This window comes from Streptomyces sp. NPDC001714 (assembly GCF_042892755.1).
GTDB lineage: Bacteria > Actinomycetota > Actinomycetes > Streptomycetales > Streptomycetaceae > Streptomyces.
On record NZ_JBIAUL010000001.1, the window covers coordinates 329,584 to 356,579 of the forward strand.

Sequence of the window (26,996 nt, forward strand, 5' to 3'; positions counted from 1 at the left end):
CAGTCCACATGAGTGACGGAGAGTGCAGGCCGCCCATGGTGCAGATCAAGACCCCCGAGCAGATCGCCAAGATGCGTGCGGCGGGCCTGGTCGTAGCCGCCATCCACGCGGCGACCCACGAGGCCGCGGTTCCCGGCGCCACCACCAGGGACCTGGACGAGGTGGCCCGCAAGGTGCTCGCCGAGCACGGTGCCAAGCCGAACTTCCTCGGGTACGGCGGTTTCCCCGCGACGATCTGCACCTCGGTCAACGAGGTCGTGGTCCACGGCATCCCCTCCGACGAGGTCGTCCTGAAGGACGGCGACATCATCTCTGTCGACGCGGGCGCGATCGTCGACGGCTGGCACGGTGACGCCGCCTACACCGCCTTCGTGGGCTCGGGTCACGCCCCGGAGCTGATCGAGCTGTCCCGGGTGACCGAGGAGTCGATGTGGGCCGGCATCGCGGCCGTCAGGCAGGGCAACCGCCTGGTCGACGTCTCCCGGGCCATCGAGACCTACATCCGCCGCCAGCCGAAGCCCGGCGGCGGCCGCTACGGCATCATCGAGGACTACGGCGGCCACGGCATCGGCACCGAGATGCACATGGACCCGCACCTGCTGAACTACGTCGACCGCCGCCGCGGCAAGGGCCCCAAGCTCGTCTCCGGCTTCTGCCTGGCGATCGAGCCCATGGTCTCGCTGGGCACGCCGAGGACCGAGGTCCTGGAAGACGACTGGACGGTCATCACGACGGACGGCACCTGGTCCTCGCACTGGGAGCACTCCGTCGCCCTCACGGACGAGGGCCCGCTGGTGCTGACGGCTCCCGACGGGGGCCGGGCGAAGCTGGCGGAGCACGGGGTCACGGCGGCGCCCGACCCGCTGGGCTGAAGATCGCAAAGAGACCGCAAAGCTCCCAGCAAATCGATCTTTCGTTCGACTTCCGAGGATAAGATCATGAGCGACCGGCAGGGGGGCGGTCGCGCAGTGCTGCGCCTGCTTCCCTGTCATGCACATGATGAAAGGGAAAACGGTGGGTTCTACTCTGAAGCGAACGGTCGGCATCCTCGCGGGAGCGGCGGCTCTGGCCATCACGACCGGCACCGCGCCCGCGTTCGCATCCGCGGCCGGGTGTCACGGCGGCGCCTGCGTCCGGGTCGACGGCTCCGGCCTCAAGGTCAACTGGATCCAGGCCTACTCGGGCGACGAGACCTTCCACGGCAAGTTCAAGATCTACGCCGAGAAGATGGGGTACGTGAAGTACTCGCCGCTGACGACGTACTACAACAACGGCAACCACTTCACCTACTACCGGGTCGCGATCAACGCGAACTGGAAGGACGGCACCGACATCTGCGTCCAGGCCCTCCTGGACGGCACGCACGATGACGGCACCGCCTGCGAGACCGTCGAGAGGTAAGCCGAGCGGTAAGCCGAGAGGCAAGCAGTAGGACGCGGTCGGGGGAACGACCGCTCGCCCCGTCCGTCGCGCATAACGTGCCGACGGGCGGGGCATTGTCATGGGCAGGTGCGGAGCGCGAGCGAGTTCGTCTTTTTCAGGGCGCTGACGTAGACTGACTCGTCGGCTCTCGTGCACCCGCATGTCCGCATGCCCCTCGTGAGTCGATCAAGGTAGTCGATTCGAAGGGCGAAGCGTGGCCAAGAAGCAAGGTGCCATCGAGATCGAGGGCACTGTCGTCGAGTCTCTTCCGAACGCCATGTTCAAGGTCGAGCTCCAGAACGGCCACCAGGTCCTGGCACACATCAGCGGCAAGATGCGTATGCACTACATCCGCATCCTCCCTGACGACCGGGTCGTGGTGGAGCTGTCTCCGTACGACCTGACGCGTGGCCGGATCGTCTACCGATACAAGTAGATCTTGCCCACGTCCCGCGTGAGCGGGGCCGCCGGCAACTGACCCGGAGAACCTCAATCCCATGAAGGTCAAGCCGAGCGTCAAGAAGATCTGCGACAAGTGCAGGGTGATCCGCCGTCACGGTCGGGTCATGGTCATCTGCGAGAACCCGCGCCACAAGCAGCGCCAGGGCTGACGCACGACCGATCCCTCTGCACTCATCGCAGAGATTCGCGCGACGCAAGCTGAATATGTTCATACGCAGAATCCAGGCGCTGTGTGCCTGACACCCCCGGTTCGGAGGCCGGGGACCCAGTTCGTACCTGATACGGCGACTGGGAACCGGTTCTGCGGAAGACCTCCGAAGATCACCAGGAGCCATTGAATGGCACGCGTTTCCGGTGTTGACATCCCGCGCGAAAAGCGCGTGGAGGTCGCCCTCACCTACGTGTTCGGCATCGGCCGGACGCTCTCCCAGCAGACGCTGGCGGAGACCGGTATCGACCCGAACACCCGCGTCCGTGACCTGACCGAAGAGCAGCTGGTCGCGATCCGCGAGTACGTCGACAACAACATCAAGACCGAGGGTGACCTCCGTCGCGAGATCCAGGCCGACATCCGCCGCAAGGTCGAGATCGGCTGCTACCAGGGTCTCCGTCACCGTCGTGGTCTGCCCGTCCGCGGTCAGCGCACCAGCACCAACGCCCGCACCCGCAAGGGCCCGCGTCGCGCCATCGCCGGCAAGAAGAAGCCGGGCAAGAAGTAGTCCTCAGCGGACAACGCTTCATCAGCGGTCTTCGCTGTAGGACCGACCACCTCCCCGTAGGAGTTTGTAGATGCCCCCCAAGGGTCGTCAGGGCGCTGCCAAGAAGGTGCGCCGCAAGGAAAAGAAGAACGTCGCTCACGGCCACGCGCACATCAAGAGCACGTTCAACAACACGATCGTCTCCATCACGGACCCGTCCGGCAACGTGATCTCCTGGGCCTCCGCCGGCCACGTCGGCTTCAAGGGCTCCCGGAAGTCCACGCCGTTCGCCGCGCAGATGGCCGCCGAGTCGGCTGCCCGCCGCGCCCAGGAGCACGGCATGCGCAAGGTCGACGTGTTCGTGAAGGGCCCGGGTTCCGGTCGTGAGACCGCGATCCGCTCCCTGCAGGCCACGGGCCTCGAGGTCGGCTCCATCCAGGACGTCACCCCGACCCCGCACAACGGCTGCCGTCCGCCGAAGCGTCGTCGCGTCTGACTTCGCTTCGCAGGGCTGCCCGGGCGGTACGGCTCCGTAAGGGGCGTACCGCCCGTACCCTTGCAGTACCCGCGCTCTCACGGGTGCGGTTCCGTCGGGCGTCAAATAGCGGGCGTCCACGAAAGAAGGATCTGATCCACACATGCTGATCGCTCAGCGTCCCTCGTTGACCGAAGAGGTCGTCGACGAGTTCCGCTCCCGGTTCGTGATCGAGCCGCTGGAGCCGGGCTTCGGCTACACCCTCGGCAACTCCCTCCGTCGTACCCTCCTGTCCTCGATCCCGGGCGCTGCTGTCACCAGCATCCGGATCGACGGCGTGCTGCACGAGTTCACCACCGTGCCGGGCGTCAAGGAGGACGTCACCGACCTGATCCTCAACATCAAGCAGCTGGTCGTCTCCTCGGAGCACGACGAGCCTGTGGTGATGTACCTGCGCAAGCAGGGCCCGGGTCTGGTCACCGCCGCCGACATCGCGCCGCCGGCCGGTGTCGAGGTGCACAACCCCGACCTGGTCCTGGCCACGCTCAACGGCAAGGGCAAGCTGGAGATGGAGCTCACGGTCGAGCGTGGCCGCGGTTACGTCTCCGCCGTGCAGAACAAGCAGGTGGGCCAGGAGATCGGCCGCATTCCGGTCGACTCCATCTACTCGCCTGTGCTCAAGGTCACATACAAGGTCGAGGCGACCCGTGTCGAGCAGCGCACCGACTTCGACAAGCTGATCGTCGACGTCGAGACGAAGCAGGCGATGCGGCCGCGTGACGCCATGGCGTCGGCCGGCAAGACCCTGGTGGAGCTGTTCGGTCTCGCCCGCGAGCTGAACATCGACGCCGAGGGCATCGACATGGGCCCGTCCCCGACGGACGCCGCCCTGGCGGCCGACCTGGCGCTGCCGATCGAGGAGCTGGAGCTCACGGTCCGCTCCTACAACTGCCTCAAGCGCGAGGGCATCCACTCCGTGGGTGAGCTCGTGGCTCGTTCCGAGGCCGACCTGCTCGACATCCGCAACTTCGGTGCGAAGTCGATCGACGAGGTCAAGGCGAAGCTGGCCGGCATGGGCCTGGCCCTCAAGGACAGCCCGCCCGGATTCGACCCGACCGCCGCCGCGGACGCCTTCGGGGCCGATGACGACGTCGACGCCGGTTTCGTGGAGACTGAGCAGTACTGACAGCTCGGGCCTTCCGGTCCGTACTCGGGTGCGGGTGCGCTGTGGCTTGTCGCGCAGTTCCCCGCGCCCCTTCCGGGGCGCCCCTTCGGGGACGCCCCGGATCTCCGACAGACGACCGTCTGCTCGGATACTGACTCCGGTACCTGACACGGCCGGAGCAGACACACAGGAGAAGAACCATGCCGAAGCCCACCAAGGGTGCCCGTCTGGGCGGCAGCGCCGCGCACGAGAAGCTGCTCCTCGCGAACCTCGCGAAGTCGCTCTTCGAGCACGGCCGTATCACCACCACCGAGGCGAAGGCCCGCCGCCTGCGCCCGTACGCCGAGCGTCTGGTCACCAAGGCGAAGAAGGGCGACCTTCACAACCGCCGTCAGGTGCTCCAGGTGATCACGGACAAGAGCATCGTGCACACGCTCTTCACCGAGATCGGCCCGCGCTACGAGAACCGTCCCGGTGGCTACACCCGCATCACCAAGATCGGTAACCGCCGTGGCGACAACGCGCCCATGGCTGTCATCGAGCTGGTCGAGGCGCTGACGGTCGCCCAGCAGGCGACGGGTGAGGCCGAGGCCGCCACCAAGCGTGCGGTCAAGGAGGCCGAGGAGGCCAAGGTCGAGGAGACCAAGGCCGACGAGGCTCCGGCCGACGAGGCTGCCGAGGAGTCCAAGGAGGCGTAAGCCGTCCTTTGGCTGCCGGTCCGTTGTGGCTGGTCGCGCAGTTCCCCGCGCCCCTTCGGGGGCGCGTCAGTGGGCCCGTTCCTTTCGAGGGGCGGGCCCGCTTTCTTGCCCTGAGAGGATTCCCCTGTGAGTGACGAAGTTCAGCCCGGCCGTGTGCGCATCCGTCTCGACCTGTCCTACGACGGCACCCACTTCCACGGCTGGGCCAAGCAGGCCGGTGGGAAGCGGACCGTGCAGGGGGAGATCGAGGACGCGCTGCGCACGGTGACACGGTCGAGGGAGACGACGTACGAGCTGACCGTCGCCGGCCGGACCGACGCCGGGGTGCACGCCCGCGGCCAGGTGGCGCATGTCGATCTGCCCGGGGAACTGTGGGCGGAGCAGGAGGAGAAGCTGCTCAAGCGGCTGGCCGGGCGGCTGCCCAAGGACGTGCGGGTGTGGTCGCTCACGGAGGCCCCCGCCGGTTTCAACGCCCGGTTCTCCGCGATCTGGCGCCGGTACGCGTACCGGGTCACCGACCACCCGGGGGGAGTGGACCCCCTGCTGCGCAACCACGTTCTGTGGCACGACTGGCCGCTGGACGTCGACGCGATGAACGAGGCGGCCGGCCGGCTGCTGGGGGAGCACGACTTCGCCGCGTACTGCAAGCGCCGGGAGGGGGCCACGACCATCCGGACGCTCCAGGAGCTGAGCCTTCGGCGGGGGACCGACGGGATCATCACGGCCACCGTGCGGGCCGACGCCTTCTGCCACAACATGGTGCGGTCCCTGATCGGCGCGCTGCTGTTCGTCGGGGACGGCCACCGCGGGCCGGAGTGGCCGGGAAAGGTGCTGGCCGCGGGGGTCAGGGACTCGGCCGTGCACGTCGTACGGCCGCACGGGCTGACGCTGGAGGAAGTCGGGTATCCGGCGGACGAGTTGCTGGCCGCGCGCAACAAGGAGGCGCGCAACAAGCGGTCGTTGCCGGGGTGCGGCGGATGCTGACAGGGAGCCCCGCCCTGGGCCGCCGGCCGAGGGCGGGACTCGCGGTCACTGCTTGACGGTGAAGTACTGCCAGGCGCCCCAGGTGCTGGGGTTGGTGGTGTCCCTGCTGCTGTGGACGTACTCCGCCGCGATGCGGAATCTGCTTCCCACGGAGCTGGTCAGGGACATCTTGTGGCGGCCGGCGCCGGCGGAACTCAGGGCCGCGCAGGAAGTGGTGGTCTGCGTGTGCCAGGCGCCGCTGTAGTAGCGCTGCACCCGGAAGAGGATGCACTGGCCGGCCTTGTTGGGCGTGACGGTGACGTCCAGTTGCTCCTTGGCGGTGTGGTGGTACACCCGGTAGAGGGTGCTGCCGTAGTGCGTGCTCGTGTAGTAGCCGGACAGCGTCTCCGAGAGCCGTACCTGGGTCTGCACACTGCGTGCGACGGTCTTGGGGGCGTACCGGTAGTCGCCGGCGAACACCGCGCTCAACGTGGTGTTGCGGGCGAGCTTGTAGGACCCGGCCAGGTTGCCGTTGCTGTCCACCGTCCCCGACTTCACCAGGACCGACGTGCCGCCGAACGGCTGGGCGTAGATCGCCACCGTACGCTTGTTGTACGTCGTGCCGAGGTGAGCGGTGATCTTCGCGGTCTGGCCGTACGCGTACGTCGCGTGGTCGGTCGCGATGGTCAGGGACGTGGCGGTCCGGGAGACCTGGACGGTGGCGCTGGTGCTGCCCGCCTGGTGCGAGACGTCGCCGCCATAGGTCACTTTGTACGTGTTGGCGCCGCCGATCTGCGGGGTGTCCGAGAACGTGAACGAACCGTCCGCGGCGACCTCGGCGTCGGCGAGTGCGGTGCCGGACGTGGCGGCGAGGTCGGTCTTCGTGACCTTGACGACCCCACCGGCGGCGAAGGGCGAGCCGGAGAGCTTGCCGGACACGGTCAGCTTCTGCGCGCGGGTGGACGTGGCCGGGGTCGTCAGACTGACGGTGGTGGTCAGTTTGGCCACCTGGACAAGGCTTGTGGCGCTCGCCGTCCCGTGCGTCGCGTCCCCCGCGTAGCTCGCGGCGTAGGTGTAGGTGCCCTCCGCCGGCGGGGTGTCGGCGAAGGTGAAGGAGCCGTCCGCCTGCGTCGTCACATCCGGCAGCGCTGTCCCGTTCCGCGTGATGTGCGCGACCTGGCCCGCGGGGAGCGCCGCGGTCGAGGTCAGGGTGCCGGTGACGGTCAGCGGCCGGCCGGGGACGCCGGTGCTCGGGGCGGTGAGGTGGAGGGAGGTGGCCGCAGGCGGTCCTTCGCTGATGACGGGACCGCTCACCGTCTGCACGTCGGAGCTGTCGGCGTTGGCCCCGGAGAAGGCGAGCAGCGCGGTGGAGGTCAGTGTCGGTGTCGCGTCCACCACCTGGGTCCCGTCGACCCAGACGTACACATGGCCGGTGGCCACCTGGACGTCGACCTGGTGCGTACCCTGGCGCAGTGAGGTGGTGAGCGGGACCACCGACGGGTAGGCGATCGTCGACGAGCCGGCCGAACTGCGGCCGACCCCCAGGAAGTTCTGCGCCTTCAGCGTCTGGTTCCAGCCGGTGCCGAGGGTGATCACTGTGCCCGGCCGCCCCGCGATGCCGAGGCCGTCACCGCTCCCGCCCAACGCCGAGGCCGAGTTCTGCGCCGGGTCGAGGAGAGCGAGCGTCATGCCCTTCCCGCCGGTGCCGGGCCCGAACTTCGCGGTGAACGTGGCCCGCAGGCCGTCGGTGCGCAACGGCTTGGTGTACACCGCCGAGCCCGCCTGGTTGCTGGTGGCCGGGGTCAGCTGGACGCCGCCGCCGTCGGCCTGCACCGCCGAGCCGTTGGTCTGCCACAGCCCGTCGGCGGTCGAGGTGGTCGTGGCCGTGCCGGTACCGGTGCCCTTGACCTGGACGTACATGGCGCCCTGTGCGTTGCCGTCGGTGTCGGTCCCGGTGCCGGTGACCTCGTAGGAGGCGGTCAGGTCCGCGGCGGTACGCGGAGTGAACGTCACGCTCTGCACCGCGGTCTGCTCGGGACCGATGACCAGGCCCTCCGACAGCTGCACCGGGCTGTTGAAGTCACCGGTCGGTGCCTTGGCCTTGGTCACCGTCACCGGGATGTTGCCGGTGTTGGTGATGGTGAACGACAGCGACTTCGAGCTGCCGATCGGGACCTGGCCGAAGTCCAGCGAGCTCGTGGAGAACTCCAGGTGTCCCTGCCCCGTGATGGCCGTCGCGGTGACCGGCACGCTCAGGGTGTGCATGGCGCCGCCGCTGCCGCTGCTGATCACGAGTGCGTCGCTGTCGACCTGGTCGGTGGTCGGCGTGTAGGTGACCGAGAGCACGAACGAGCCGCCGGCCGGTACGACCGTCCCCGTGCTCGGCAGCCCCGAGGCGGAGAAGGCGCCGCCGGGCGCGTCGACCGAGTCGATGGTCTCCGGTTCGGTGCCGGTGTTGGTGACCTGCAGGTTCAGCGTCGAGGTGCTGCCGGTGGGTATCTCGCCGAAGTCGAGGGAGCCGGGCGCCGCCCCGAAGCCGGGCCTGGTGCCGATGCCGTGGAGGGCGAAGACGAGCTTTTGGCCGTCCGACAGGTTCGCGGTCAGGGTGCCGTTGACGCCGCCGGTGGTGGTGGGGGCGAAGCTGATCGGAACGTCGAGCGTGGCGTTCGCCGCCAGCGCCGTGGGTTGCGCGGGGGTGGGTACGGCGGACGGGTCGACCGTGAACGGGCCGGAGGCGGTGAGCCCGGTGATGCTGACGTCCTGCGTGGCCGTCAGTTTCATCTGGCCGGAGCCGCTGGCGCCGACCCCGACCTGGCCGAAGTCCAGCGAGGTCGCGGTCAGCGCGGTCCTGGCGGGGCTGCCGAAGCCGTAGAGCACACCGTCCCGGGTGCCGACGTACACCTTGCCGCGATCGGCGGTCGGTGTGCTGAACTTCGTCGCGGTGCCGATCGGCGCGGACCACAGCAGCTGGAGCAGGCCGTTGCCGTCGGGGGTGGGGCTGTACGCGCGCAGGGTGCCGTTGGCGCCGGAGGCGTTGCTCGCGGAGGTCATCCACACCAGCGCGCTGGACTCGTCGGTGCCGTTGGACGTGACCAGGGGAGAGCCGCTGGTGTAGCCGAAGGTGTCCTGGCTCTGGCCGGTGAGGGTGAGCGTGGGTGTACCGCCGTTGCGCACGCCGTACTTGAGGGCGCGCAGCGGACCCTGATTGCCGACGACGTAGACGTAGCCGCCGTCGCCGCCCCAGAACGCGGGGTGTCCCCACATGCCCTGGTAGGGGCCGGAGACGCTGACCGCGGCGTCGCCGCCCTGGGGTCCCTGGCCCATGCCGCCGAGGTTGTCGCGGTCGAGCAGGAAGACCCGCCCGTCCTTGCCCTGCTGGACGAGCAGGTGCGGGTGCTCGCCGGTGCCGAAGCCGTCCGGCAGCGCCATCGGGGCGCCCGAGGAGATGTCCTGGTCGTTGAGGTCCAGGGTGGCGGCGTTGCTGGGGCTGAAGAAGTCGGCCGTACTGAGGCTGTGGTCCGCGCCGACCTGGAGGCGGACGACGGACTCGGCCAGGGTCCCCTGGACGGTCTTGCCCGGGCCGGGCGCCGGGCTGATGCCGTTGCCGGTGCTGAAGAAGATGCGGCCGGACCCGTCCGAGACAAGTCCGCCGCCGGCCTGCCAGATGCCGGCGCCGCCGGTGCCGGCACCGGTCGCCGTGGCCCACATCGAGGTGATGCTGTGTGCCGTGGTGCTCACGCCGACCACATAGCCGCGGTAGGGCCATGCGTCGCAGTGGGCGCCGAAGCCCGCGTAGACGACGCCGTCCATCAGCAGCAGGCCGGGGCGCTGCTGCTGGTAGTAGGCGTCGAAGCTGACGCTCGGGTCGTTGACGGGGCTTCCGGCGATGGTGACCGGCCACCCGGAGCGCTCGGCTCCGGAGGCGGGGTCGACCGCGTGCATCAGCCACTTGGGGTGGCGGTGGGTCGAGGTGCCGTCGTCGACCTTGGTGGTGAAGTAGAGCGAGTTGGTGGACGGGTCGTAGACGGGTGTCGCGGTCGCGCCGATGTTGGGCACCAGGTCCCCGCAGCCGATCGCCGAGGCCGGCCAAGCCGGTCCGTAGTTCTTGCTCCACTCGATCGCGCCGGTGGTGCGGTCGAGGCCGTACAGGGTGTTGCTCTCGGTCACGGCGATCACCTGGTCACCGAGCACCAGTGGCTGGGCGTATATCTGCCCGTCCAGCTTGGTGGCGAAGAGCCGGCCGAAGGCGGAGGACTGGACGACCGCCGGGGAGAGCGAGGATTCGTCCTGGTCCCAGTTGGTGCGCAGGTTGTCGACGCCCTGGGTGTTCTGGTCGGCCTGGGCCGACGACGCCACCAGGCTGATCATCGTGCCGATCAGCGCGGCGGTGGCCGCGGCCACGACGGACAACAACCACGTACGCCGCCGGTTGCGATGACGGCCACCGCGTGCGGGCATGGAAAACCCGGGCAAATCGAGACCCCCCTCGTGTTCGCACCCGGAGCGATCACGGGTGCGGCACACATGTGAAGACTAAGTGGTTGTTCCTATCATCAGTTGAGGTTTTTGCGCACTATGGGGTGCGTTTCGCTTCGGCATCGACAGCGGGAACGACGGGGGCGTGACGCCCCGGAGGCGGCCCCCGCGCGCGGCGGCGGGTGAAGGAAGGCTTGCTCGCGTCCGTCGGGGGTGTGACAAGAAGCGCACAAGTAGAGGCATGTGCCCGGGTCGTCCGGATCTGAAACCTGTTGGTTACACCACTGTTCAACAAAAACAAGGTGCATAAAGGGACTTGTCGGGCGTTCGCCTCTACGTTGCTCTTACGTCATTCACACCTCTCGGATAACCTTTCCCATCTGGCCCCTTTGTTCGAAAGGGGTTCTTCATTTGGGGTGGGGAACACATCGGGCACATGGCCCGGAGGGTAGGAATGTCATCCATTGACTCTGCCCGCATGTCCGGAGTGGCCGGTGCCGGGGGGCATCGATCCACAAGGCGTGGAGGAAAGCGTGGCGTCGAGCAGGCGCCCCTGGGCCTTCTGCCCGCGCCGCCGTCGCATGCGGAGAAGTATTCGTACGTCAAGAGGCGCCTGTGGGTGCTGACGCTCGCCTCGATCGTCAGCTTCGGGTGCCTGACCGTCAGCCAAGTGGCGCTGACCAAGGCCAGCCCACTGATGTGGATCTTCGCGCCGCCGCTTTTCTTCACCGTCGTCTACTACCTCGTGTCGCTGCGGGTCAACGGCTTCACGCGCGACTTCGACTTCGAGTACCACCAGCAGCTCGTCCGTGACTGGCGGCCCCGGGTCTACCCCAGCGTCGACGTCTTCCTGCCGGTGTGCGGCGAGCCCATCGAGGTGCTGCACAACACCTGGACCCATGTGCGGCAGCTGGCTGACCGCTACCCCGGCACCTGTGTGCCCTTCGTCCTCGACGACGGCGCGAGCCCCGAGCTCGCCGCCATGGCCCGGGACTTCGGCTTCCGCTACGGCACCCGCGAGAACCGCGGCTGGTTCAAGAAGGCGGGCAACCTGCACTTCGGGTTCGGTCAGTCCGACGGCAAGTACATCCTGATCCTCGACGCCGACTTCACGCCGCGCTCCGACCTCCTGGAGGAGCTGCTGCCGTACATGGAGGCCGACGAACGCATCGGGATCGTGCAGTCCCCGCAGTACTTCCGGGTGCTGGACTCGCAGAACTGGATCGAGCGCGGGGCCGGTGCCGTGCAGGAGCTGTTCTACCGGTCCGTGCAGGTGTCCCGGCAGAACAGCGACGGCGCCATCTGCGTCGGCTCCTGTGCCATCTACCGGCGGGCCGCGCTGGACACCAACGGCGGCACGACCCTCATCGAGCACTCCGAGGACGTCCACACCGGGTTCGACCTGCGCGGGCTCGGCTGGGACCTGAAGTACGTGCCGGTCGCGCTGTCCACGGGCGTGTGCCCGGACACCGCCGGGGCCTTCTTCAACCAGCAGTACCGCTGGTGCTCCGGCTCGATGTCGCTGCTCGCCAGCAAGAAGTTCTGGGACGCGCCGATCAGTTTCTCCAGCCGGCTCTGCTACATGTCCGGCTTCTTCTACTACATCCACACGGCGCTCTTCACCTTCCTCGCGCCGCTCGTGCCCATCATGCTGCTGCTCACCAGCCCCGAGATGCTCCAGGTCAGGCACCTTGTCTGGGTGCTGCCCAGCATCGCCTACACCACCCTCGTCTTCCCGATGTGGCACAAGGCGCCGTACCGCCTGGAGGCATGGTCGGCACGGATGATGTACGGCTGGGCGCATGTCTTCGCCATCTGGGACATCCTGCGCAAGCAGCGCATGGGCTGGCAGCCGACCGGCTCCAAGGGCGCGAAGAAGAACAAGACCCGCCGGTTCTGGCTCGGCCTGTGGATCTGGAGCGGCGGCACCGCCGTGGTCTGGGTCGGCGCGGCCGTGTACCGGCTGTTCACCGGCTACCCGCCGGACTTCGCTCTCGTCCTGTCCTCCGGGCTGTTCTACGCGCTGGTCGTCGCGCGCGCGCTCATCCAGCCCAAGGAACACACCTCAGCAGGTGAACCCGCATGATCCGCAAGGCCGTCCTGCCGCTGTGCGCGGCGCTGATGTCCCTGGCGGCGGTCGCAGGCTGCGGCGTGCTCGGCGGTGACGACCCCGCCGCCGAGGCCGCGAAGAAACCTTCCGCCGGGTCCTCGAAGGGATCCGAGGCGGAGCCGCCGTACGACGTGAAGCCGCTGCTGCACCCCGACAGGGACTACTTCGGGGTGGCCCTGAACGGCGCGCCAAGCTCGCTGAAGCCGGTGGACGCCTTCGCGAAGACCGTCGGCAAGAAGCCCAACCTGGTCGGCTCCTACTCGTCGTGGGGTGACGGCTTCAACGCCGAGGGCGCCCAGAACGTCTTCGGCGACGGCGGCATGCTGTACGTGTCGTGGGAGCCGTTCAAGCCCGGCCTCGACAAGATCGCCGACGGCTCGCAGGACACGTACATCAAGAAGTACGCGGACAGCGTGCGCAAGACGAACGTGCCCGTCGCGATCAGCTTCGGCCACGAGATGAACGGCCAGTGGTACCCGTGGGGCACCAAGGACACCACCCCCCCCACCTTCGTGAAGGCGTGGCGGCACATCCACGACGTCTTCCAGGAGGTCGGCGCCACCAACGTCATCTGGGTGTGGAGCCCGAACGTCATCAACCCGGTCCCCTCCGTGAAGCTGAAGCCGTACTGGCCCGGTGACGCCTACGTCGACTGGGTCGGCATCGTCGGCTACTGGACGCAGACCGGCGCCCACACCTTCGACACCCTCTACGGCCCGACCCGCAGCCAGATCGACGCGTTCACCGACAAGCCGGTGCTGATCAGCGAGACCTCGTCCGAGCCCGGGGAGCGGCGGCGCGCCGATGTGCGCGCGCTGCTCGGGGGCGTGAAGCAGGACAGGAACGTCATCGGCTTCCTGTGGTTCAACATCCCCAAGCGGGCCGACTGGCGCATCCAGAGCAGCCCGCTCGCCCTGGCCGAGTTCAAGCGCCTCATCGCCGGCGACGACTTCGGATTCGAGGTGCCGCGTTCATGACGACGCAGCAGCAGGACGGCGGCTGGTCGGAGCCCGGGCAGCAGCAGGACTGGCAGCAGCACTACCCGCCCTACGCCGAGCAGCAGCACCAGGTCTACGGCGAACAGCAGACCTACGGAGAGCAGCAGGCCTACGGCGAACAGCAGACCTACGGACAGCAGCAGACCTACGGACAGCAGCAGGCCTACGGAGAGCAGCAGGGTTACGGCCATCAGCAGCAGTACGCCGGGCAGCCGTACATCCCGCAGCAGCCGACCGCCGGGCAACAGCACTACGCGCGTCCCTACACGGGCGGTTCCGACGCCGAGTACTACGTCCCCGAGTACACCGTCCTCGACCCCGAGCCGGAGCCCGAGCCGGGCTATGTGCTGCCCGAGGTCCCGGTCTCGGCCTGGTCGGTCGACAACAGCCGCTCGGCGTGGATCAGCCGGGGCGTCCTGCTCCTGATCCTGCTCGTGCAGGCCGGGCTCTCCTTCCGGCTCGACGGCAGCGCCTTCCCCCAGGAGGCGAAGTTCCTGACCTCCGACGGCGAGCTGTCGGGGCTGGTCTCCCAGCTGGGCCTCGGCGGGGCCCGGGCGCTGAGCCTGGCCTGGGCGCTGGGGGCCACGGCGCTGCTGTTCGGCGCCACCCGGCTGCTGTTCAACGCGCGGGCCGGTCTCGCGGCCGCCGCCATGTACTCCGTGCTGGAGTCGACCGCCTTCACCGGCCGCTACGCCTCCCTGCACTCCCTGTCGCTGTTCCTGCTCGCCGCCGCCCTGTGGCTGCTGGCCAGGACCCGGCAGGCCGGCCCCTTGGCCGTGCTGCTCGCGGCGCCCTTCGCGGCGCTCGCGCCGTTCGCCGCCTACTCGGCGGCCCTGTACCTGCCTACGCTCACCGTGCTCGCCGTGCTGACCGCCTACCGCTTCCGAGGCGCGGGAGCCTTCGCGCGGGGTGCGATCTTCGCCGTGGCCACCGGAGCCCTGTGCTTCGCAGGCCTCCAGCTCGCCGGCACGCCGAGCGGCTGGAACGTGAAGGGCACCGACAGCGCCGTCACCCTGCTCAAGGAGAGCGCCGAGTGGGGCGGGGTCGTCCTGCTCGTCGCGGTGATCGGTGCCGCCGGCTTCATCCGGCGGGCCCGGATGGGCGAGATGCCGTGGGCCGAAGGCAGCGCACCGGGCGCGATCCGGCGCTCCCTGCTCGGTCTGACGATGTGCGCCACCGCCCTGCTCGCCCCGCTCTACCAGGCCTGGCTGGGCAACGGCAGCTCGCTGTACATCCACGTCGGCTTCGGACTGCTCTTCGCGGTGCCGATGGCCGGTCTCGGTGTCTCGCGGATGATGGGCGCCCACTTCAGGTACCCGCAGATCGGCATCATGATCTACGTCGCCGCCCTGGTCATCGGCATGGCACAGACCGGGGGGCTGTACCGGCCGCCGGACTCGGCCGCCATGATCGGCGCCCTGCGCGAGGTCGTGGACACCAAGGGCGAGTACCTGACGGACGACCCCGAGATCTCCGCCTACTACCTCCGGGCGCAGACGAAGCCGGCCCAGTGGCACCAGGCCGAGCGGGGCGCGGCTCTCGCGGCCGAGGTGAAGAAGGGCTCCTACGACGCGATCGTGCTGCGGGCCGCCTCCGTTCCCGAGGCGCTGCGCGGCACCGCGGACTACCGGCTGCTGGCCGTGCTGCGGCCCTCCGACAAGGACGGCGGACAGGAGCCGTACCGGATCTGGGTGAAGCGATGACTGCGTACACACCATCGGTCGACGAGACGGCCGCCCAGGAACCCGGGGAGGGCACGTCCTCCGAGCACCGGCGGTCCGCCGACGGCGCCGGCCGGGGCTCGGCGTGGCTCGCCTTCGTGCTGCCCGCTCTGGTCGCCGCCGCCTGTGTGGTGCCGGGGCTCGGCGGGCGCCAGCTGTGGCGCGACGAGCACGCCACCTGGTGGGCGTCCACGATCTCCTGGCACGACCTCGGACGGCTGATCGGCAGCATCGACGTCGTGATCGCGCCGTACTACGCGGTGATGCATCTGTGGATCGACGTCGCCGGGGACTCGGCGGCGATGCTGCGGCTGCCGGAGGCGCTGGCCATGGCGGTCTCGGCCGGTCTGGTCGGGCTGCTCGGGCGCCGGATGTTCGCGGTGCGCACCGGGGTGCTGGCCGGGCTGCTGTTCGCGGTGGTGCCGATGATCACCCGGTACGGTCAGGAGGCCCGGCCCTACGCCTTCGCGACGATGTTCGCGCTGCTGGCCACCCTGTGGCTGATCCGGGCGCTGGACAGGCCGAGCCTGCGCAACTGGACGCTGTACGCACTCGCCGTCGCGGCCACGGGGTTCAGTCACCTGGTGGCCATGGCGGTGCTCGCCGGGCACGTCTGGCTCGTCTTCCTGGCCAAGAAGCGGGGCGACCGCATCGCCCACTACGCCTTCGCCGGCGCGGCCATGCTGGGACTGTCCATCACCTTCCCGATGGTGGCGCAGGGCACCGGGCAGAGCGGCCAGATCGCCTGGAACGTCACCACGACCAAGGACCTGACCCATCTCCCGGAGACCCTGTTCGGGTCGTGGATCACCGGGGGAGCGGTGCTGGCCCTCGGCGTGGTCGGCCTGCTGGTGGCCGGGCGGTACTCGGTGCTGCTCGCCGCCTGGGCGGTCCTGCCGCCGGTGCTCACCTTCGTGACCGCCAACCAGCTGCACCTCTTCCTGCCGCGGTACCTGCTGTTCACCATCCCGGCCTGGACGCTGCTGGTGGCCGCCGCGCTCACCCGGCTCGTCGGCAGGCTCGATCCCGACGCCCGCCGGGGGACCGGCGCGCAGGTGCTGAGCGGGCTGCTGGTCGTGGTCGTGGCGGCCGGGTACGCCTTCGTGGCGTGGCCGGCGATCGGCGATGCCAAGAAGGACCTGCCGATGGAACCGGACTTCCGGGGCGCGGCGAACGTCGTCGCGGCGGGCGAGAGATCCGGCGACGGGATGATCTTCAACGGCGGGATGTCGGAGCGCCGGGCCATGGCGTACGAACTGCGGGACCGCAAGGCCCCCAAGGACGTGCTCATGGAGTACACGCCGCAGCAGAACGGGTCCTACGGCGCCACCGAGTGCCGCAAGCCGGCGAGCTGTCTCAAGGGCACCGACCGGCTGTGGCTGGTCTCCACCGTCAGCGACGGGCGCCCGCTGCTCACCGGCATGAACGAGAAGACCGCTGCGGCGATCGAGAAGTCCTTCAAGGCCGGTCGCACGGTGAAGCTGAACCACGTCGTGGTGCAGGTTCTCGAGCGCAAGTAGCGGCCGACACGGAGTTGTGAAGGAGGCCGCCGGATGCGGCTCACAGTCATCGGCACCGGCTATCTCGGTGCCACCCACGCCGCCTGCATGGCGGAGCTGGGTCACGAGGTGCTCGGGGTCGACGTGGACCCCGACAAGGTCGCCGCGCTGCAGGCGGGGCGGGTGCCGTTCCACGAGCCCGGGCTGCCGGAGCTGATCGCGAAGCACACGGCGAGCGGACGGCTGCGGTTCACCACCGACTACGCGGCGGCCGGGGCCTTCGGCGAGGTGCACTTCGTGTGCGTGGGCACCCCGCAGCGGTCGGGTTCCGAGGGCGCCGACCTGACCTATGTCGACGCGGCCTTCGAGGCGATCGCCAAGCACGCCGCCGAAGGCTCACTGCTGGTCGGCAAGTCGACCGTGCCGGTCGGCACGGCCGAGCGGCTGGCCTCCCGGTTCGAGGACGCCGAGATCGCCTGGAACCCGGAGTTCCTGCGCGAAGGCTTCGCGGTCGAGGACACGCTGCGCCCGGACCGGCTGGTGTTCGGCGTGCGGTCTTCACATGCGGAAACGATCCTGCGAAGGGTCTACGCCCCGGTCCTCGACGCCGGCACCCCGCTGGTCACCGCGGACTTCCCGACCGCCGAACTGGTGAAGACGGCCGCCAACGCGTTCCTCGCCACCAAGATCTCCTTCATCAACGCGATGGCCGAGGTCTGCGAGGCGGCCGGCGGCGACGTCGGCGTCCTCGCCGAGGCGATCGGCTACGACGACCGGATCGGCCGGAAGTTCCTGCGCGCCGGCGTCGGCTTCGGCGGTGGCTGCCTGCCCAAGGACATCCGGGCCTTCGCGCACCGCGCGGGGGAACTGGGGGTCTCGCTGGACTTCCTGCGGGAGGTCGACGCGATCAACATGCGCCGCCGCGACAAGGTCGTCGACGTGGCGCGCGAGCTGTGCGGGGGTTCGGTCCTGGGGGCCCGGATCGCCGTGCTCGGAGCGGCCTTCAAGCCCGACTCCGACGACATCCGTGACTCGCCCGCGCTGAACGTGGCCGCCCGGCTGCGTCTCGACGGTGCCGACGTCACGGTCTACGACCCCGAGGCGCTGGACAACGCCCGCAAGGCGTTCCCGCTCCTCGGCTACGCACTGTCGGCCGAGGAGGCGCTGCGCGGCGCCGAACTCGTGCTGCATCTGACGGAGTGGCCGCAGTTCCGGGAGATCGACCCGGAGCACGCCGCCACCCTGGTCGCCCGGCCACTGGTCGTGGACGGGCGGGGGGTGCTCGACGCGGACCGCTGGACCGCGGCGGGCTGGTACTTCCGGGCGCTGGGCAGACCCGCGCCCGCTGGGGAGAGGTCCCTTCGGGGCCTCCAGGGAGGGAAGAGAACGGAATGACGAGCCTCGACAGATACCCGGGTGTACGGGTCACCGTCGTGATGCCGACCTACAACGAGGCCGCGAACCTGCCGCGGATGGCCGAGCTGGTGCTCGGGCTGCGCATCGACGGGCTGCATCTGAAGATCGTCGACGACTCCAGCCCGGACGGCACCGGGCGGATCGCCGAGGAGCTGGCGGAGAAGTACAACTGGGACGGGCAGTACCGGATGAGCGTGCTGCACCGGACCGAGAAGGACGGGCTCGGGCGGGCCTACGTGGCGGGCATGAGCGCCGCGCTCGCCGAGGGCGCCGAGTACGTCGTGCAGATGGACGCCGACGGCAGCCACCCGGTGGAAGCGGTCCCACGGATGCTCGGTGCGGCCATCGAGTCCGGCGCGGGCCTGGTCGTCGGCAGCCGGTACGTCGAGGGCGGCTCGCTGGACGAGGAGTGGGGCAGGCACCGCGTGCTGCTCTCCCGCTTCGCCAACCGCTACGCCCGGACCGTGCTCGGCACCGAGATCCGGGACATCACCGCCGGTTTCAACCTGTGGTCGGCGGACACCCTGCGCGACGTGGACCTGCAGACCCTGGACAGCGCGGGCTACAGCTTCCAGGTCGAGCTGAAGTTCAAGGCCGTCCGGGCCGGGCACCGCGCCGTCGAGATCCCGATCCGCTTCGAGGAGCGGACCGAGGGCGAGTCCAAGATGAACCTCGCGACCCAGATCGAGTCCGCGGTGATGCCGCTGCGGCTGCGGCTGCGCCACCGGCAGAGCCGAACGGGACGGTGAGCGGGCGGCACGCGGTCCCCACGCGGTGGGGGAGCCTGTACCGCGAGATCGCGAAGTTCGGGCTGGTGGGGCTCACCGGATTCGTCGTGAACCTGGCGGTCTTCAACCTGATCAGGGCCGTCGTCCACTGGCAGCCGGTGCGCGCGAGCGTCGTCGCGACGGCCTGCGCCGTGCTGGGCAACTACGTGGGCCTGCGCTACTTCGCCTACCGGGACCAGGACCGGGACGACGGCGGCGGCCGGAAGGAGCTGGGCCTCTTCCTCTTCTTCTCCGCGGTCGGCCTGGTCATCGAGAACGGGGTGCTCTACGCGACCACCTACGGGTTCGGCTGGCAGGGCACGCTCGCCTACAACGTCAGCAAGTTCCTGGGCATCGGCATCGCCACCCTGTTCCGCTTCTGGTCCTACCGCACGTGGGTCTTCCGGACCGCCGAGGCCACTCCGCCGCGCACGGTCGCGCGCGGCGGGCCCCAGGAACCCGTGCTGCAGGCCACCTGGGAACGGACCTGACCCCAGGTGTGCGGAATCACTGGCCGGCGTCGGCCGCGGCCGACGCCTGGGCCTCGCCGCGACGGTGGATCTGGCGGAAGGTGAACTCCGCCAGGTCGTCGCCGGCCTGGAACACCTTGGTGTCCTTGGTGGTGACGTCCTTGCCGTTCAGGAAGCCCGCAGTGGTGAAGTACGCGTAGCGGCCGTACGAATTGGTCGTCGTACGGCAGACGCCGGAGTCGCAGAAGGCCTTCACGCCGGAGCCGCCCAGGGCGGTCACGAAGCCCTTCTTGTCGGCCTCGGTCTTGGCCTTGCTCGCCTGCGCCTCGGTGTTGAACACCGCCACGCCGACCGTGACCGCGACACCGTCCTTGGAGTAGGTGACCCGCAGCAGGCGGGTGCAGCCGTCCTTGTCGAGGACGGCCGGGAGGGTGCCCTTGGCGGCCGTGGAGCACTTCTTGGTGTCGGCCGTGGCGCCCTTCTTGTAGACCGTCCCGCCCATGGTCAGCTGGGTGCCCGGGAAGAGGGTCTCGGCGCTCAGCGGTGCCGTGTCCTTCTGCACGCTGGATATGAAGTCCTGCGGGTCCAGCGGCGGCGGCGCGCTGGTCGGCGCGAAGGACGGCACCGAGCCGGCCGTGTCGCTGGGCAGCGAGGCGCTGGCCGGCAGGTTGGTGGGCGTGCCGGAGGCCTTGTCGTCGCCGTTCGCGGACACCACGGCCATGGCGACGGCGGTGCCGATCGCCAGTGTGGCGACCACGCCACCGCCAATGAACAGCACTCTGCGCCGCTTGTTACGCGTCTCCGACGCCTCGGCGAGCGACGCCCAGTCCGGCGTCGGGCCGGCGCCGCTGCTCCAGGGCTGCTGAGACTGCGGTTTCCACGGATCCCACTGGGACTGAGGTCCCCCCTGCCCATAACTCATGGGGCGCATCTTAGACGGGGGCCGGGGGGTACCGGTGCGACAGTACGAACGGAGACCGGGGACCTTCGGGGGTCCTTTGGGGGACCATTGGGGGCAGGACGGCGCATCCTGGTACGGCCGCGCGCCCAGGATTCCCGCCGAGGTCGACGACCGCTCGTCCCGATGTCCACGGCAGCTCGTTTTGACCCTTCCGGGGCCACCCCGGTACGCTAGCTCTTCGTTGTGTATTGGCTCGCTCGTTCTTACGGGAGTGGCCTCTACCTAGGTTCCCTGGAGCAGTTACCAGTGGGCGGCATACGGGCAGTGTCCCCGGCATTGTCGTCCCCAGCTGCACGATCGCTTCAGTGATGCCATGTGTCAGCACCCATCCACTGAAGAAGAAGGCTGCGAAGTGCGTACGTACAGCCCCAAGCCCGGCGATGTGACTCGCCAGTGGCATGTCATTGACGCTCAGGACGTCGTCCTGGGCCGTCTCGCCACCACCGCCGCGTCCCTTCTCCGCGGCAAGCACAAGCCGATCTACGCGCCCCACGTCGACACCGGTGACTTCGTCATCATCATCAACGCCGACAAGGTGCACCTGTCCGGCAACAAGCGGACCCAGAAGATGGCGTACCGCCACTCCGGCTACCCGGGCGGTCTGCGCTCCGTCCGCTACGACGAGCTGCTGGACAAGAACCCCGAGAAGGCCATCGAGAAGGCCGTCAAGGGCATGCTCCCCAAGAACACCCTGGGCCGTCAGATGCTCACGAAGCTGAAGGTCTACCGCGGCGAGAACCACCCGCACGCTGCGCAGCAGCCGGTTCCGTTCGAGATCACCCAGGTCGCGCAGTAAGTCCGGCCACCCCCTAAGACTGAAGAGAATCTGAGGAGCATCGTGGCCGAGACCACTGCCGAGCAGCCGCTCGAAGAGCTTGACATCGACAGCTACACCACGGAGTCGGACGTCCCCGTCGAGGGCGAGTACACCTCCGAGTCCCTCGCGTCCCGCTTCGGCGACCCGCAGCCGGCCGCCGGCCTGGGCCGTCGCAAGAACGCCATCGCCCGCGTCCGGATCGTCCCGGGCACCGGCAAGTGGAAGATCAACGGCCGCACCCTTGAGGACTACTTCCCCAACAAGGTGCACCAGCAGGAAGTCAACGAGCCCTTCAAGGTGCTCGAGCTCGAAGGCCGTTACGACGTCGTCGCCCGCATCGCCGGTGGCGGTGTCTCCGGTCAGGCCGGTGCGCTCCGTCTCGGTGTCGCCCGCGCGCTGAACGAGGCCGACGTCGACAACAACCGCGGCCCGCTCAAGAAGGCCGGCTTCCTCAAGCGCGACGACCGTGCGGTCGAGCGCAAGAAGGCCGGTCTCAAGAAGGCCCGCAAGGCCCCGCAGTACAGCAAGCGCTAATCACCAGCTGCCTGCACGTACTCCGAACGCCCCGGCGGCACGCCACATGTGCCGTCGGGGCGTTCGTTTATCCCAGCCAAGGGCGTATAACGACACAAGACGCTCAAAGGCTGGTGTGATCGCATGACTAAGCGCCTGCCATCATTTCCTGGCAGCAAGGACGCTTCTTCAGGAGGACAAGTGGGACGACTCTTCGGCACGGACGGCGTGCGCGGTGTCGCCAACGCGGACCTGACGGCCGAGATGGCCCTCGGTCTGTCGGTCGCGGCGGCGCACGTGCTGGCCGAGGCGGGCACGTTCGAGGGCCACCGGCCTACGGCGGTCGTCGGACGGGATCCGCGCGCGTCCGGGGAGTTCCTGGAGGCCGCCGTGGTCGCGGGCCTGGCCAGCGCCGGCGTCGACGTCCTGAGCGTGGGCGTCCTGCCGACGCCGGCGGTCGCGTTCCTGACCGGCGCACTCGGCGCCGACCTCGGTGTCATGCTCTCCGCCAGCCACAACGCCATGCCCGACAACGGCATCAAGTTCCTCGCCCGCGGCGGCCACAAGCTCGACGACGAGCTGGAGGACCGGATCGAGGCGGTGTACGAGTCCCACCGGCACGGCGAGCCGTGGGAGCGGCCGACGGGTGCGGGTGTGGGGCGGGTGCGGTCCTACGACGAGGGCTTCGAGCAGTACGTCACCCATCTCCTCGGCGTGCTCCCGAACCGGCTCGACGGGCTGAAGATCGTCCTGGACGAGGCGCACGGCGCGGCCGCGGGGGTCTCGCCGGAGGCGTTCCGCCGGGCCGGCGCCGAGCTCGTCACCATCGGCGCGGAGCCGGACGGGCTCAACATCAACGACGGCTGCGGCTCGACCCACCTCGGCAAGCTCAAGGCCGCGGTCGTCGAGCACGGCGCGGACTTCGGCATCGCGCACGACGGGGACGCGGACCGGTGCCTGGCCGTCGACCACACCGGCGAGGAGGTCGACGGCGACCAGATCATGGCCGTACTCGCCCTCGCCATGCGGGAGCGGGGCGCGCTGCGCGCCGACACCGTCGTCGCCACCGTCATGTCCAACCTCGGCTTCAAGCTGGCGCTGGAGCGGGAGGGGCTGCACCTCGTGCAGACCGCGGTCGGCGACCGGTACGTGCTGGAGGAGATGAAGGAGCACGGCTACGCCCTCGGCGGCGAGCAGTCCGGCCACGTCATCATCCTCGACCACGCGACGACCGGCGACGGCACGCTGACCGGGCTGCTGCTGGCGGCGCGGGTCGCCGAGACCGGGCGGTCGCTGCGGGAGCTGGCGGGCGTGATGGAGCGGCTGCCGCAGGTGCTCGTCAACGTGCCGGACGTGGACAGGTCGCGGGTGAAGACGTCCGGGGACCTGGCGGCGGCGGTCGCGGAGGCGGAGCGGGAGCTCGGGGAGACCGGGCGGGTGCTGCTGCGGCCTTCGGGGACCGAGCCGTTGGTGCGGGTGATGGTCGAGGCGGCCGACATCGAGCAGGCCCGGTCGGTGGCGGGGCGGCTGGCCGACGCGGTGAAGTCGGCGCTGGGGTGAGCTGCAAGGCGTAGCAAAAAGTGCGCGACCGATCACTGACTGTTTCTCTTGCGTCGAGGCCGCTCTGTGCGGCGCCCTCTCGACGGAAGAGAAACACAGCATGAAGATCGTGAGCACCATCCTGAAGCGAGCCGCCGGTCCGGTTCTGGTGGCGGGTCTCGTCGTCGCCTCGTCCGCCACCCCCGCGGCCGCCGCCCAGCCACCGGGCTCCACGGCGTTCCGTATCCTCGGCGGCCTGGTCGGACTCCAGGCGCGTTCCGGAGTGAACAACGTGGTCACGGCCAGCACTTCCACCGGCCGAGTGATCCTCACGGACGCCACGGGCATCGCGATCGGCCCGGGCTGTACCCGGGTGGACGCCAACACCGCGGACTGCGGCATCGCCGCCACGGTCACCCGGCTCGCGGTACAGCTGGGCGACGGGGACGACAAATTCGACGGCTCCACCGCTGCCGTCAGCACCACCGCCGATGCCGGTACGGGCATCGACAAGGTGACCACCAACGGCCGCAACGACGTGATCGGCGTGCAGGACAACGCCGGTGGCGACACGGTGGACTGCGGCGGCGGCACCGACACGGTGTTCGCCGACCCCCTCGACACCGTCGTGAACTGCGAGAGGCGGTTCTAGGAGCCGCCGGGGGCCACCGGACTTCGCCGTACGTGCACGCTGCCCGGCCCGGAGCCACTTCCGGGCCGGGCAGCGGCACTTGGGCGCCCTACAGCTTGCGCAGGCGCAGCCGCTGCACCTTGTGGTCCGGGCCCTTGCGGACGACCAGGGTGGCGCGGCCGCGGGTCGGGGCGATGTTCTCCACCAGGTTGGGCTTGTTGATGGTGCGCCAGAGACCGCGGGCGTAGTCGACCGCCTCCTCCTCGGAGACCTGGGTGTACTTCCTGAAGTACGAGTCCGGGTTCTGGAAGGCGGTCGCGCGCAGCTTGCGGAACCGGTTGAGGTACCAGCGCTCGATGTCCTCGGCGCTCGCGTCGACGTACACGCTGAAGTCGAAGTAGTCGGCGAGACCGACCCGGGTACGGCCGTCCTGGCCGGGGAGGGCGGGCTGCAGGACGTTGAGGCCCTCGACGATGAGGATGTCGGGCCGGCGGACGGTGAGTTTCCGGTCCGGGACGATGTCGTAGATGAGGTGGGAGTAGACGGGCGCGGTGACCTCGTCCTTGCCGGCCTTGATGTCGGCGACGAAGCGGGTCAGGGCCCGGCGGTCGTACGACTCGGGGAAGCCCTTGCGCGACATCAGGCCCCGGGCTTCGAGTTCCCTGGTCGGGAGCAGGAAGCCGTCCGTCGTCACCAGCTCGACGCGCGGGTGCTCGGGCCAGCGGGAGAGCAGGGCCTGCAGGAGCCGGGCGACGGTGGACTTCCCGACGGCCACCGAGCCGGCGACGCCTATGACGAACGGGGTGCCGGACTGGGAGCCCTGTTCGCCGAGGAAGGTGTTCAGGGCGCCTCTGAGGCCGTCCGTGGCACCGACGTACAGATTGAGCAGTCGCGACAGCGGGAGATAGATGTCCCGCACCTCGTCGAGGTCGATGACGTCGCCGAGACCGCGCAGCTTCTCGACCTCCTCGGCGGTGAGCGGCAGCGGCGTCTTGTCGCGCAGCGCGCTCCACTCGGAACGGGTGAGGTCGACGTAGGGAGTCGCCTCCGGCCTGTGCCGGTGGGCGCTCCGGGGCATCGGGGAGACCGGAGAGATCACATTCCATTGTTAACGGAGTTTGAACGGGGTGGGGGGTGGGGTCGGTCACGTGGGGTTCTGATCATGTGAGGCACGACTCCGCCGCTCTGCGGTCCTGTGCCAGCCGGCACGGATCATGCCGCGTAGGGGCGGGATGATTTCCGATTTCGGGCACGCTGAGCCGTGGTCGGGCGGGGGACGGCACTTAGGCTGCCGCTCATGTGCGGAATCGTGGGATACGTGGGGGCGCAGTCGGCGCTCGATGTGGTGGTCGCCGGCCTCAAGCGGCTGGAGTACCGGGGGTACGACTCGGCGGGCGTCGCCGTGCTCGCGGACGGCGGGCTGGCCTCGGCGAAGAAGGCCGGGAAACTCGTCAACCTGGAGAAGGAGCTGACGGAGCGGCCGCTGCCGACCGGTGTCACCGGTATCGGGCACACCCGCTGGGCCACGCACGGCGGGCCGACGGACGCCAACGCGCATCCGCACCTCGACAACGCGGGCCGGGTCGCCGTCGTCCACAACGGGATCATCGAGAACTTCGCCGCCTTGCGGGGGGAGTTGGCCGAGCGCGGGCACGACCTCCGGTCCGAGACGGACACCGAGGTGGTCGCGCACCTGCTCGCCGAGGAGTTCTCCGGCACCGCCGATCTCGCCGAGGCGATGCGGCTGGTGTGCCGGCGTCTGGAGGGCGCGTTCACGCTGGTCGCGGTGCACGCCGACGATCCGGACGTGGTCGTCGGCGCGCGCCGGAACTCCCCGCTCGTGGTGGGCGTCGGAGAGGGCGAGGCCTTCCTCGCCTCGGACGTCGCCGCGTTCATCGCCCACACGCGCTCCGCGATCGAGCTGGGCCAGGACCAGGTGGTGGAGCTGCGCCGGGACGGCGTGACGGTGACGGGCTTCGACGGCGCCCCGGCGGACGTCCGCTCGTACCACGTCGACTGGGACGCGTCGGCGGCGGAGAAGGGGGGTTATGACTACTTCATGCTCAAGGAGATCGCCGAGCAGCCCAAGGCGGTCGCCGACACCCTCCTGGGCCGCATCGACGCGAACGGCTCGCTGACGCTGGACGAGGTCCGGATCGGCGCCGCCGAGCTCCGGGAGGTCGACAAGGTCGTCATCGTCGCGTGCGGTACGGCCTTCCACGCCGGCCTGATCGCCAAGTACGCCATCGAGCACTGGACGCGCATCCCGTGCGAGGTGGAGCTGGCCAGCGAGTTCCGGTACCGGGACCCGATCCTGGACTCGCGCAGCCTCGTCATCGCCATCTCCCAGTCCGGCGAGACCATGGACACGCTGATGGCGCTGCGGCACGCCCGTGAGCAGGGCTCGAAGGTCCTCGCGATCTGCAACACCAACGGCTCGACGATCCCGCGCGAGTCGGACGCGGTGCTGTACACCCACGCCGGTCCCGAGGTCGCGGTCGCCTCGACCAAGGCGTTCCTCACCCAGCTGGTGGCCTGCTACCTGGTGGCGCTGTACCTCGGCCAGGTGCGGGGCACCAAGTGGGGCGACGAGATCAGCGCGGTGATCCGGGACCTCTCGCACATCTCCGGCGAGGTCGAGCGGGTCCTGGAGACCATGGAGCCGGTACGGGCGCTGGCGCGGTCGCTGGCGGACAAGAAGACCGTGCTGTTCCTCGGCAGGCACGTCGGCTACCCGGTCGCCCTCGAAGGCGCCCTGAAGCTCAAGGAGCTGGCGTACATGCACGCCGAGGGCTTCGCGGCGGGCGAGCTGAAGCACGGGCCGATCGCGCTGGTCGAGGAGGACCTGCCGGTGGTGGTCGTGGTCCCGTCCCCGCGCGGTCGCTCGGTGCTCCACGACAAGATCGTGTCCAACATCCAGGAGATCCGGGCCCGCGGCGCCCGCACCATCGTGATCGCGGAGGAGGGCGACGAGGCGGTCGTACCGTACGCCGACCACCTGATCCGCATCCCGGCCACCCCGACCCTGCTCCAGCCGCTGGTCGCCACGGTCCCGCTCCAGGTCTTCGCCTGCGAACTGGCCACCGCCCGGGGCAACGAGGTGGACCAGCCGAGGAACCTCGCCAAGTCCGTGACGGTGGAGTGACGAGCCCGCAGGCCGGTGGGGCGTGCCGGACGGCGGGCGACTGCGGGGCC

Annotated in this window: 24 protein-coding genes; 21 read left to right on the forward strand and 3 right to left on the reverse strand. The window is 69.4% G+C overall.

Annotated features, from left to right (window positions below; genetic code table 11):
• Positions 1-35: 35 nt before the first annotated feature.
• The 9 genes from map to truA all read left to right on the forward strand — a co-directional run bounded on the left by map (position 36) and on the right by truA (position 5,904).
• Positions 36-872 (forward strand): type I methionyl aminopeptidase, encoded by an 837-nt coding sequence (gene map / locus ACFY0P_RS01600; RefSeq protein WP_388907272.1) that lies wholly within the window; start codon positions 36-38, stop codon positions 870-872.
• A gap of 142 nt (positions 873-1,014) precedes the next feature.
• Positions 1,015-1,401 carry a hypothetical protein gene (locus tag ACFY0P_RS01605; RefSeq protein ID WP_388906070.1) on the forward strand — a complete coding sequence of 129 codons (387 nt, stop codon included), beginning with the start codon at positions 1,015-1,017 and terminating at the stop codon, positions 1,399-1,401.
• 235 nt (positions 1,402-1,636) lie between these two features.
• Positions 1,637-1,858, forward strand: coding sequence for a translation initiation factor IF-1 (gene infA / locus ACFY0P_RS01610; protein ID WP_003948620.1), 222 nt, complete (start codon positions 1,637-1,639; stop codon positions 1,856-1,858).
• A 61-nt stretch (positions 1,859-1,919) separates the two neighbouring features.
• Positions 1,920-2,033, forward strand: coding sequence for a 50S ribosomal protein L36 (gene rpmJ, locus ACFY0P_RS01615; protein ID WP_003998809.1), 114 nt, complete (start codon positions 1,920-1,922; stop codon positions 2,031-2,033).
• A 189-nt stretch (positions 2,034-2,222) separates the two neighbouring features.
• On the forward strand, positions 2,223-2,603 hold the full coding sequence (gene rpsM, locus ACFY0P_RS01620) for a 30S ribosomal protein S13 (protein WP_031167100.1): 381 nt from the start codon (positions 2,223-2,225) through the stop codon (positions 2,601-2,603).
• A 70-nt stretch (positions 2,604-2,673) separates the two neighbouring features.
• Complete coding sequence (gene rpsK / locus ACFY0P_RS01625; protein WP_003956432.1) at positions 2,674-3,078, forward strand: 30S ribosomal protein S11; 405 nt, start codon at positions 2,674-2,676, stop codon at positions 3,076-3,078.
• Positions 3,079-3,220: 142 nt separating this feature from the next.
• Positions 3,221-4,243: a DNA-directed RNA polymerase subunit alpha gene (locus ACFY0P_RS01630; RefSeq protein WP_019055532.1), complete on the forward strand. Its 1,023-nt coding sequence runs from the start codon at positions 3,221-3,223 to the stop codon at positions 4,241-4,243.
• A gap of 179 nt (positions 4,244-4,422) precedes the next feature.
• Positions 4,423-4,920 (forward strand): 50S ribosomal protein L17, encoded by a 498-nt coding sequence (rplQ, locus tag ACFY0P_RS01635; RefSeq protein WP_388906072.1) that lies wholly within the window; start codon positions 4,423-4,425, stop codon positions 4,918-4,920.
• A 126-nt stretch (positions 4,921-5,046) separates the two neighbouring features.
• Positions 5,047-5,904: a tRNA pseudouridine(38-40) synthase TruA gene (gene truA, locus ACFY0P_RS01640; RefSeq protein ID WP_388906075.1), complete on the forward strand. Its 858-nt coding sequence runs from the start codon at positions 5,047-5,049 to the stop codon at positions 5,902-5,904.
• Between the two features lie 45 nt (positions 5,905-5,949).
• On the opposite strand, the gene ACFY0P_RS01645 is transcribed toward truA, so the two are convergent.
• Entirely contained in the window at positions 5,950-10,284 is a 4,335-nt protein-coding gene (locus ACFY0P_RS01645; RefSeq protein ID WP_388906077.1) for a choice-of-anchor D domain-containing protein, read from the reverse strand.
• A 694-nt stretch (positions 10,285-10,978) separates the two neighbouring features.
• On the opposite strand from ACFY0P_RS01645, the gene ACFY0P_RS01650 reads away from it, so the two are divergent.
• Genes ACFY0P_RS01650 through ACFY0P_RS01680 form a run of 7 tightly spaced genes read left to right on the forward strand, consistent with a single transcriptional unit; the run spans position 10,979 to position 19,361 of the window.
• Positions 10,979-12,445: a glycosyltransferase family 2 protein gene (locus ACFY0P_RS01650; RefSeq protein ID WP_388906079.1), complete on the forward strand. Its 1,467-nt coding sequence runs from the start codon at positions 10,979-10,981 to the stop codon at positions 12,443-12,445.
• Positions 12,442-13,446, forward strand: a complete 1,005-nt coding sequence (locus tag ACFY0P_RS01655) for a glycoside hydrolase family 26 protein (RefSeq protein WP_388906081.1) — start codon at positions 12,442-12,444, stop codon at positions 13,444-13,446. The genes ACFY0P_RS01650 and ACFY0P_RS01655 overlap by 4 nt, the downstream gene beginning before the upstream one ends.
• Entirely contained in the window at positions 13,443-15,170 is a 1,728-nt protein-coding gene (locus ACFY0P_RS01660) for a hypothetical protein (RefSeq protein WP_388906083.1), read from the forward strand. Before ACFY0P_RS01655 ends, ACFY0P_RS01660 begins: the two co-directional genes overlap by 4 nt.
• A complete protein-coding gene (locus ACFY0P_RS01665) occupies positions 15,167-16,708 on the forward strand; it encodes a glycosyltransferase family 39 protein (RefSeq protein WP_388906085.1) in 1,542 nt (513 codons plus the stop codon). The genes ACFY0P_RS01660 and ACFY0P_RS01665 overlap by 4 nt, the downstream gene beginning before the upstream one ends.
• Before the next feature lie 33 nt (positions 16,709-16,741).
• Positions 16,742-18,082 (forward strand): UDP-glucose dehydrogenase family protein, encoded by a 1,341-nt coding sequence (locus ACFY0P_RS01670; protein ID WP_388906087.1) that lies wholly within the window; start codon positions 16,742-16,744, stop codon positions 18,080-18,082.
• Entirely contained in the window at positions 18,079-18,852 is a 774-nt protein-coding gene (locus ACFY0P_RS01675; RefSeq protein ID WP_388906089.1) for a polyprenol monophosphomannose synthase, read from the forward strand. The genes ACFY0P_RS01670 and ACFY0P_RS01675 overlap by 4 nt, the downstream gene beginning before the upstream one ends.
• Complete coding sequence (locus ACFY0P_RS01680; RefSeq protein ID WP_388906091.1) at positions 18,849-19,361, forward strand: GtrA family protein; 513 nt, start codon at positions 18,849-18,851, stop codon at positions 19,359-19,361. Before ACFY0P_RS01675 ends, ACFY0P_RS01680 begins: the two co-directional genes overlap by 4 nt.
• A gap of 16 nt (positions 19,362-19,377) precedes the next feature.
• Here the strand turns inward: ACFY0P_RS01680 and ACFY0P_RS01685 are convergent, their stop codons facing one another.
• Positions 19,378-20,262: a hypothetical protein gene (locus tag ACFY0P_RS01685; RefSeq protein WP_388906094.1), complete on the reverse strand. Its 885-nt coding sequence runs from the start codon at positions 20,260-20,262 to the stop codon at positions 19,378-19,380.
• Positions 20,263-20,653: 391 nt separating this feature from the next.
• Between ACFY0P_RS01685 and rplM the strand changes: the two genes are divergently transcribed.
• The 4 genes from rplM to ACFY0P_RS01705 all read left to right on the forward strand — a co-directional run bounded on the left by rplM (position 20,654) and on the right by ACFY0P_RS01705 (position 23,822).
• Entirely contained in the window at positions 20,654-21,097 is a 444-nt protein-coding gene (gene rplM, locus ACFY0P_RS01690) for a 50S ribosomal protein L13 (RefSeq protein ID WP_351714121.1), read from the forward strand.
• A 42-nt stretch (positions 21,098-21,139) separates the two neighbouring features.
• Positions 21,140-21,652 (forward strand): 30S ribosomal protein S9, encoded by a 513-nt coding sequence (gene rpsI / locus ACFY0P_RS01695; RefSeq protein WP_093499626.1) that lies wholly within the window; start codon positions 21,140-21,142, stop codon positions 21,650-21,652.
• A gap of 180 nt (positions 21,653-21,832) precedes the next feature.
• Positions 21,833-23,191, forward strand: a complete 1,359-nt coding sequence (glmM, locus tag ACFY0P_RS01700) for a phosphoglucosamine mutase (protein WP_388906096.1) — start codon at positions 21,833-21,835, stop codon at positions 23,189-23,191.
• A 109-nt stretch (positions 23,192-23,300) separates the two neighbouring features.
• A complete protein-coding gene (locus tag ACFY0P_RS01705; protein ID WP_388906098.1) occupies positions 23,301-23,822 on the forward strand; it encodes a hypothetical protein in 522 nt (173 codons plus the stop codon).
• Between the two features lie 88 nt (positions 23,823-23,910).
• Here ACFY0P_RS01705 and coaA read toward each other — a convergent pair whose 3' ends face one another.
• Positions 23,911-24,879 carry a type I pantothenate kinase gene (gene coaA / locus ACFY0P_RS01710; protein WP_388906101.1) on the reverse strand — a complete coding sequence of 323 codons (969 nt, stop codon included), beginning with the start codon at positions 24,877-24,879 and terminating at the stop codon, positions 23,911-23,913.
• 219 nt (positions 24,880-25,098) lie between these two features.
• On the opposite strand from coaA, the gene glmS reads away from it, so the two are divergent.
• The gene (gene glmS / locus ACFY0P_RS01715; RefSeq protein ID WP_388906103.1) at positions 25,099-26,946 is read left to right on the forward strand and encodes a glutamine--fructose-6-phosphate transaminase (isomerizing); all 1,848 of its coding nucleotides are present in this window, start codon (positions 25,099-25,101) and stop codon (positions 26,944-26,946) included.
• Positions 26,947-26,996 lie beyond the last annotated feature (50 nt).

Excerpts from the sequence above, each read along its gene's own strand:
- ACFY0P_RS01630 (WP_019055532.1), top strand. The coding sequence starts at position 3,221 with ATGCTGATCGCTCAGCGTCCCTCGTTGACCGAAGAGGTCGTCGACGAG.
- rpmJ (WP_003998809.1), top strand. The coding sequence starts at position 1,920 with ATGAAGGTCAAGCCGAGCGTCAAGAAGATCTGCGACAAGTGCAGGGTG.
- rplQ (WP_388906072.1), top strand. The coding sequence starts at position 4,423 with ATGCCGAAGCCCACCAAGGGTGCCCGTCTGGGCGGCAGCGCCGCGCAC.
- coaA (WP_388906101.1), bottom strand. The coding sequence starts at position 24,879 with ATGCCCCGGAGCGCCCACCGGCACAGGCCGGAGGCGACTCCCTACGTC.
- glmS (WP_388906103.1), top strand. The coding sequence starts at position 25,099 with ATGTGCGGAATCGTGGGATACGTGGGGGCGCAGTCGGCGCTCGATGTG.
- ACFY0P_RS01655 (WP_388906081.1), top strand. The coding sequence starts at position 12,442 with ATGATCCGCAAGGCCGTCCTGCCGCTGTGCGCGGCGCTGATGTCCCTG.
- map (WP_388907272.1), top strand. The coding sequence starts at position 36 with ATGGTGCAGATCAAGACCCCCGAGCAGATCGCCAAGATGCGTGCGGCG.
- rpsK (WP_003956432.1), top strand. The coding sequence starts at position 2,674 with ATGCCCCCCAAGGGTCGTCAGGGCGCTGCCAAGAAGGTGCGCCGCAAG.
- ACFY0P_RS01660 (WP_388906083.1), top strand. The coding sequence starts at position 13,443 with ATGACGACGCAGCAGCAGGACGGCGGCTGGTCGGAGCCCGGGCAGCAG.
- ACFY0P_RS01675 (WP_388906089.1), top strand. The coding sequence starts at position 18,079 with ATGACGAGCCTCGACAGATACCCGGGTGTACGGGTCACCGTCGTGATG.
- ACFY0P_RS01685 (WP_388906094.1), bottom strand. The coding sequence starts at position 20,262 with ATGAGTTATGGGCAGGGGGGACCTCAGTCCCAGTGGGATCCGTGGAAA.
- rpsM (WP_031167100.1), top strand. The coding sequence starts at position 2,223 with ATGGCACGCGTTTCCGGTGTTGACATCCCGCGCGAAAAGCGCGTGGAG.
- ACFY0P_RS01670 (WP_388906087.1), top strand. The coding sequence starts at position 16,742 with ATGCGGCTCACAGTCATCGGCACCGGCTATCTCGGTGCCACCCACGCC.
- ACFY0P_RS01665 (WP_388906085.1), top strand. The coding sequence starts at position 15,167 with ATGACTGCGTACACACCATCGGTCGACGAGACGGCCGCCCAGGAACCC.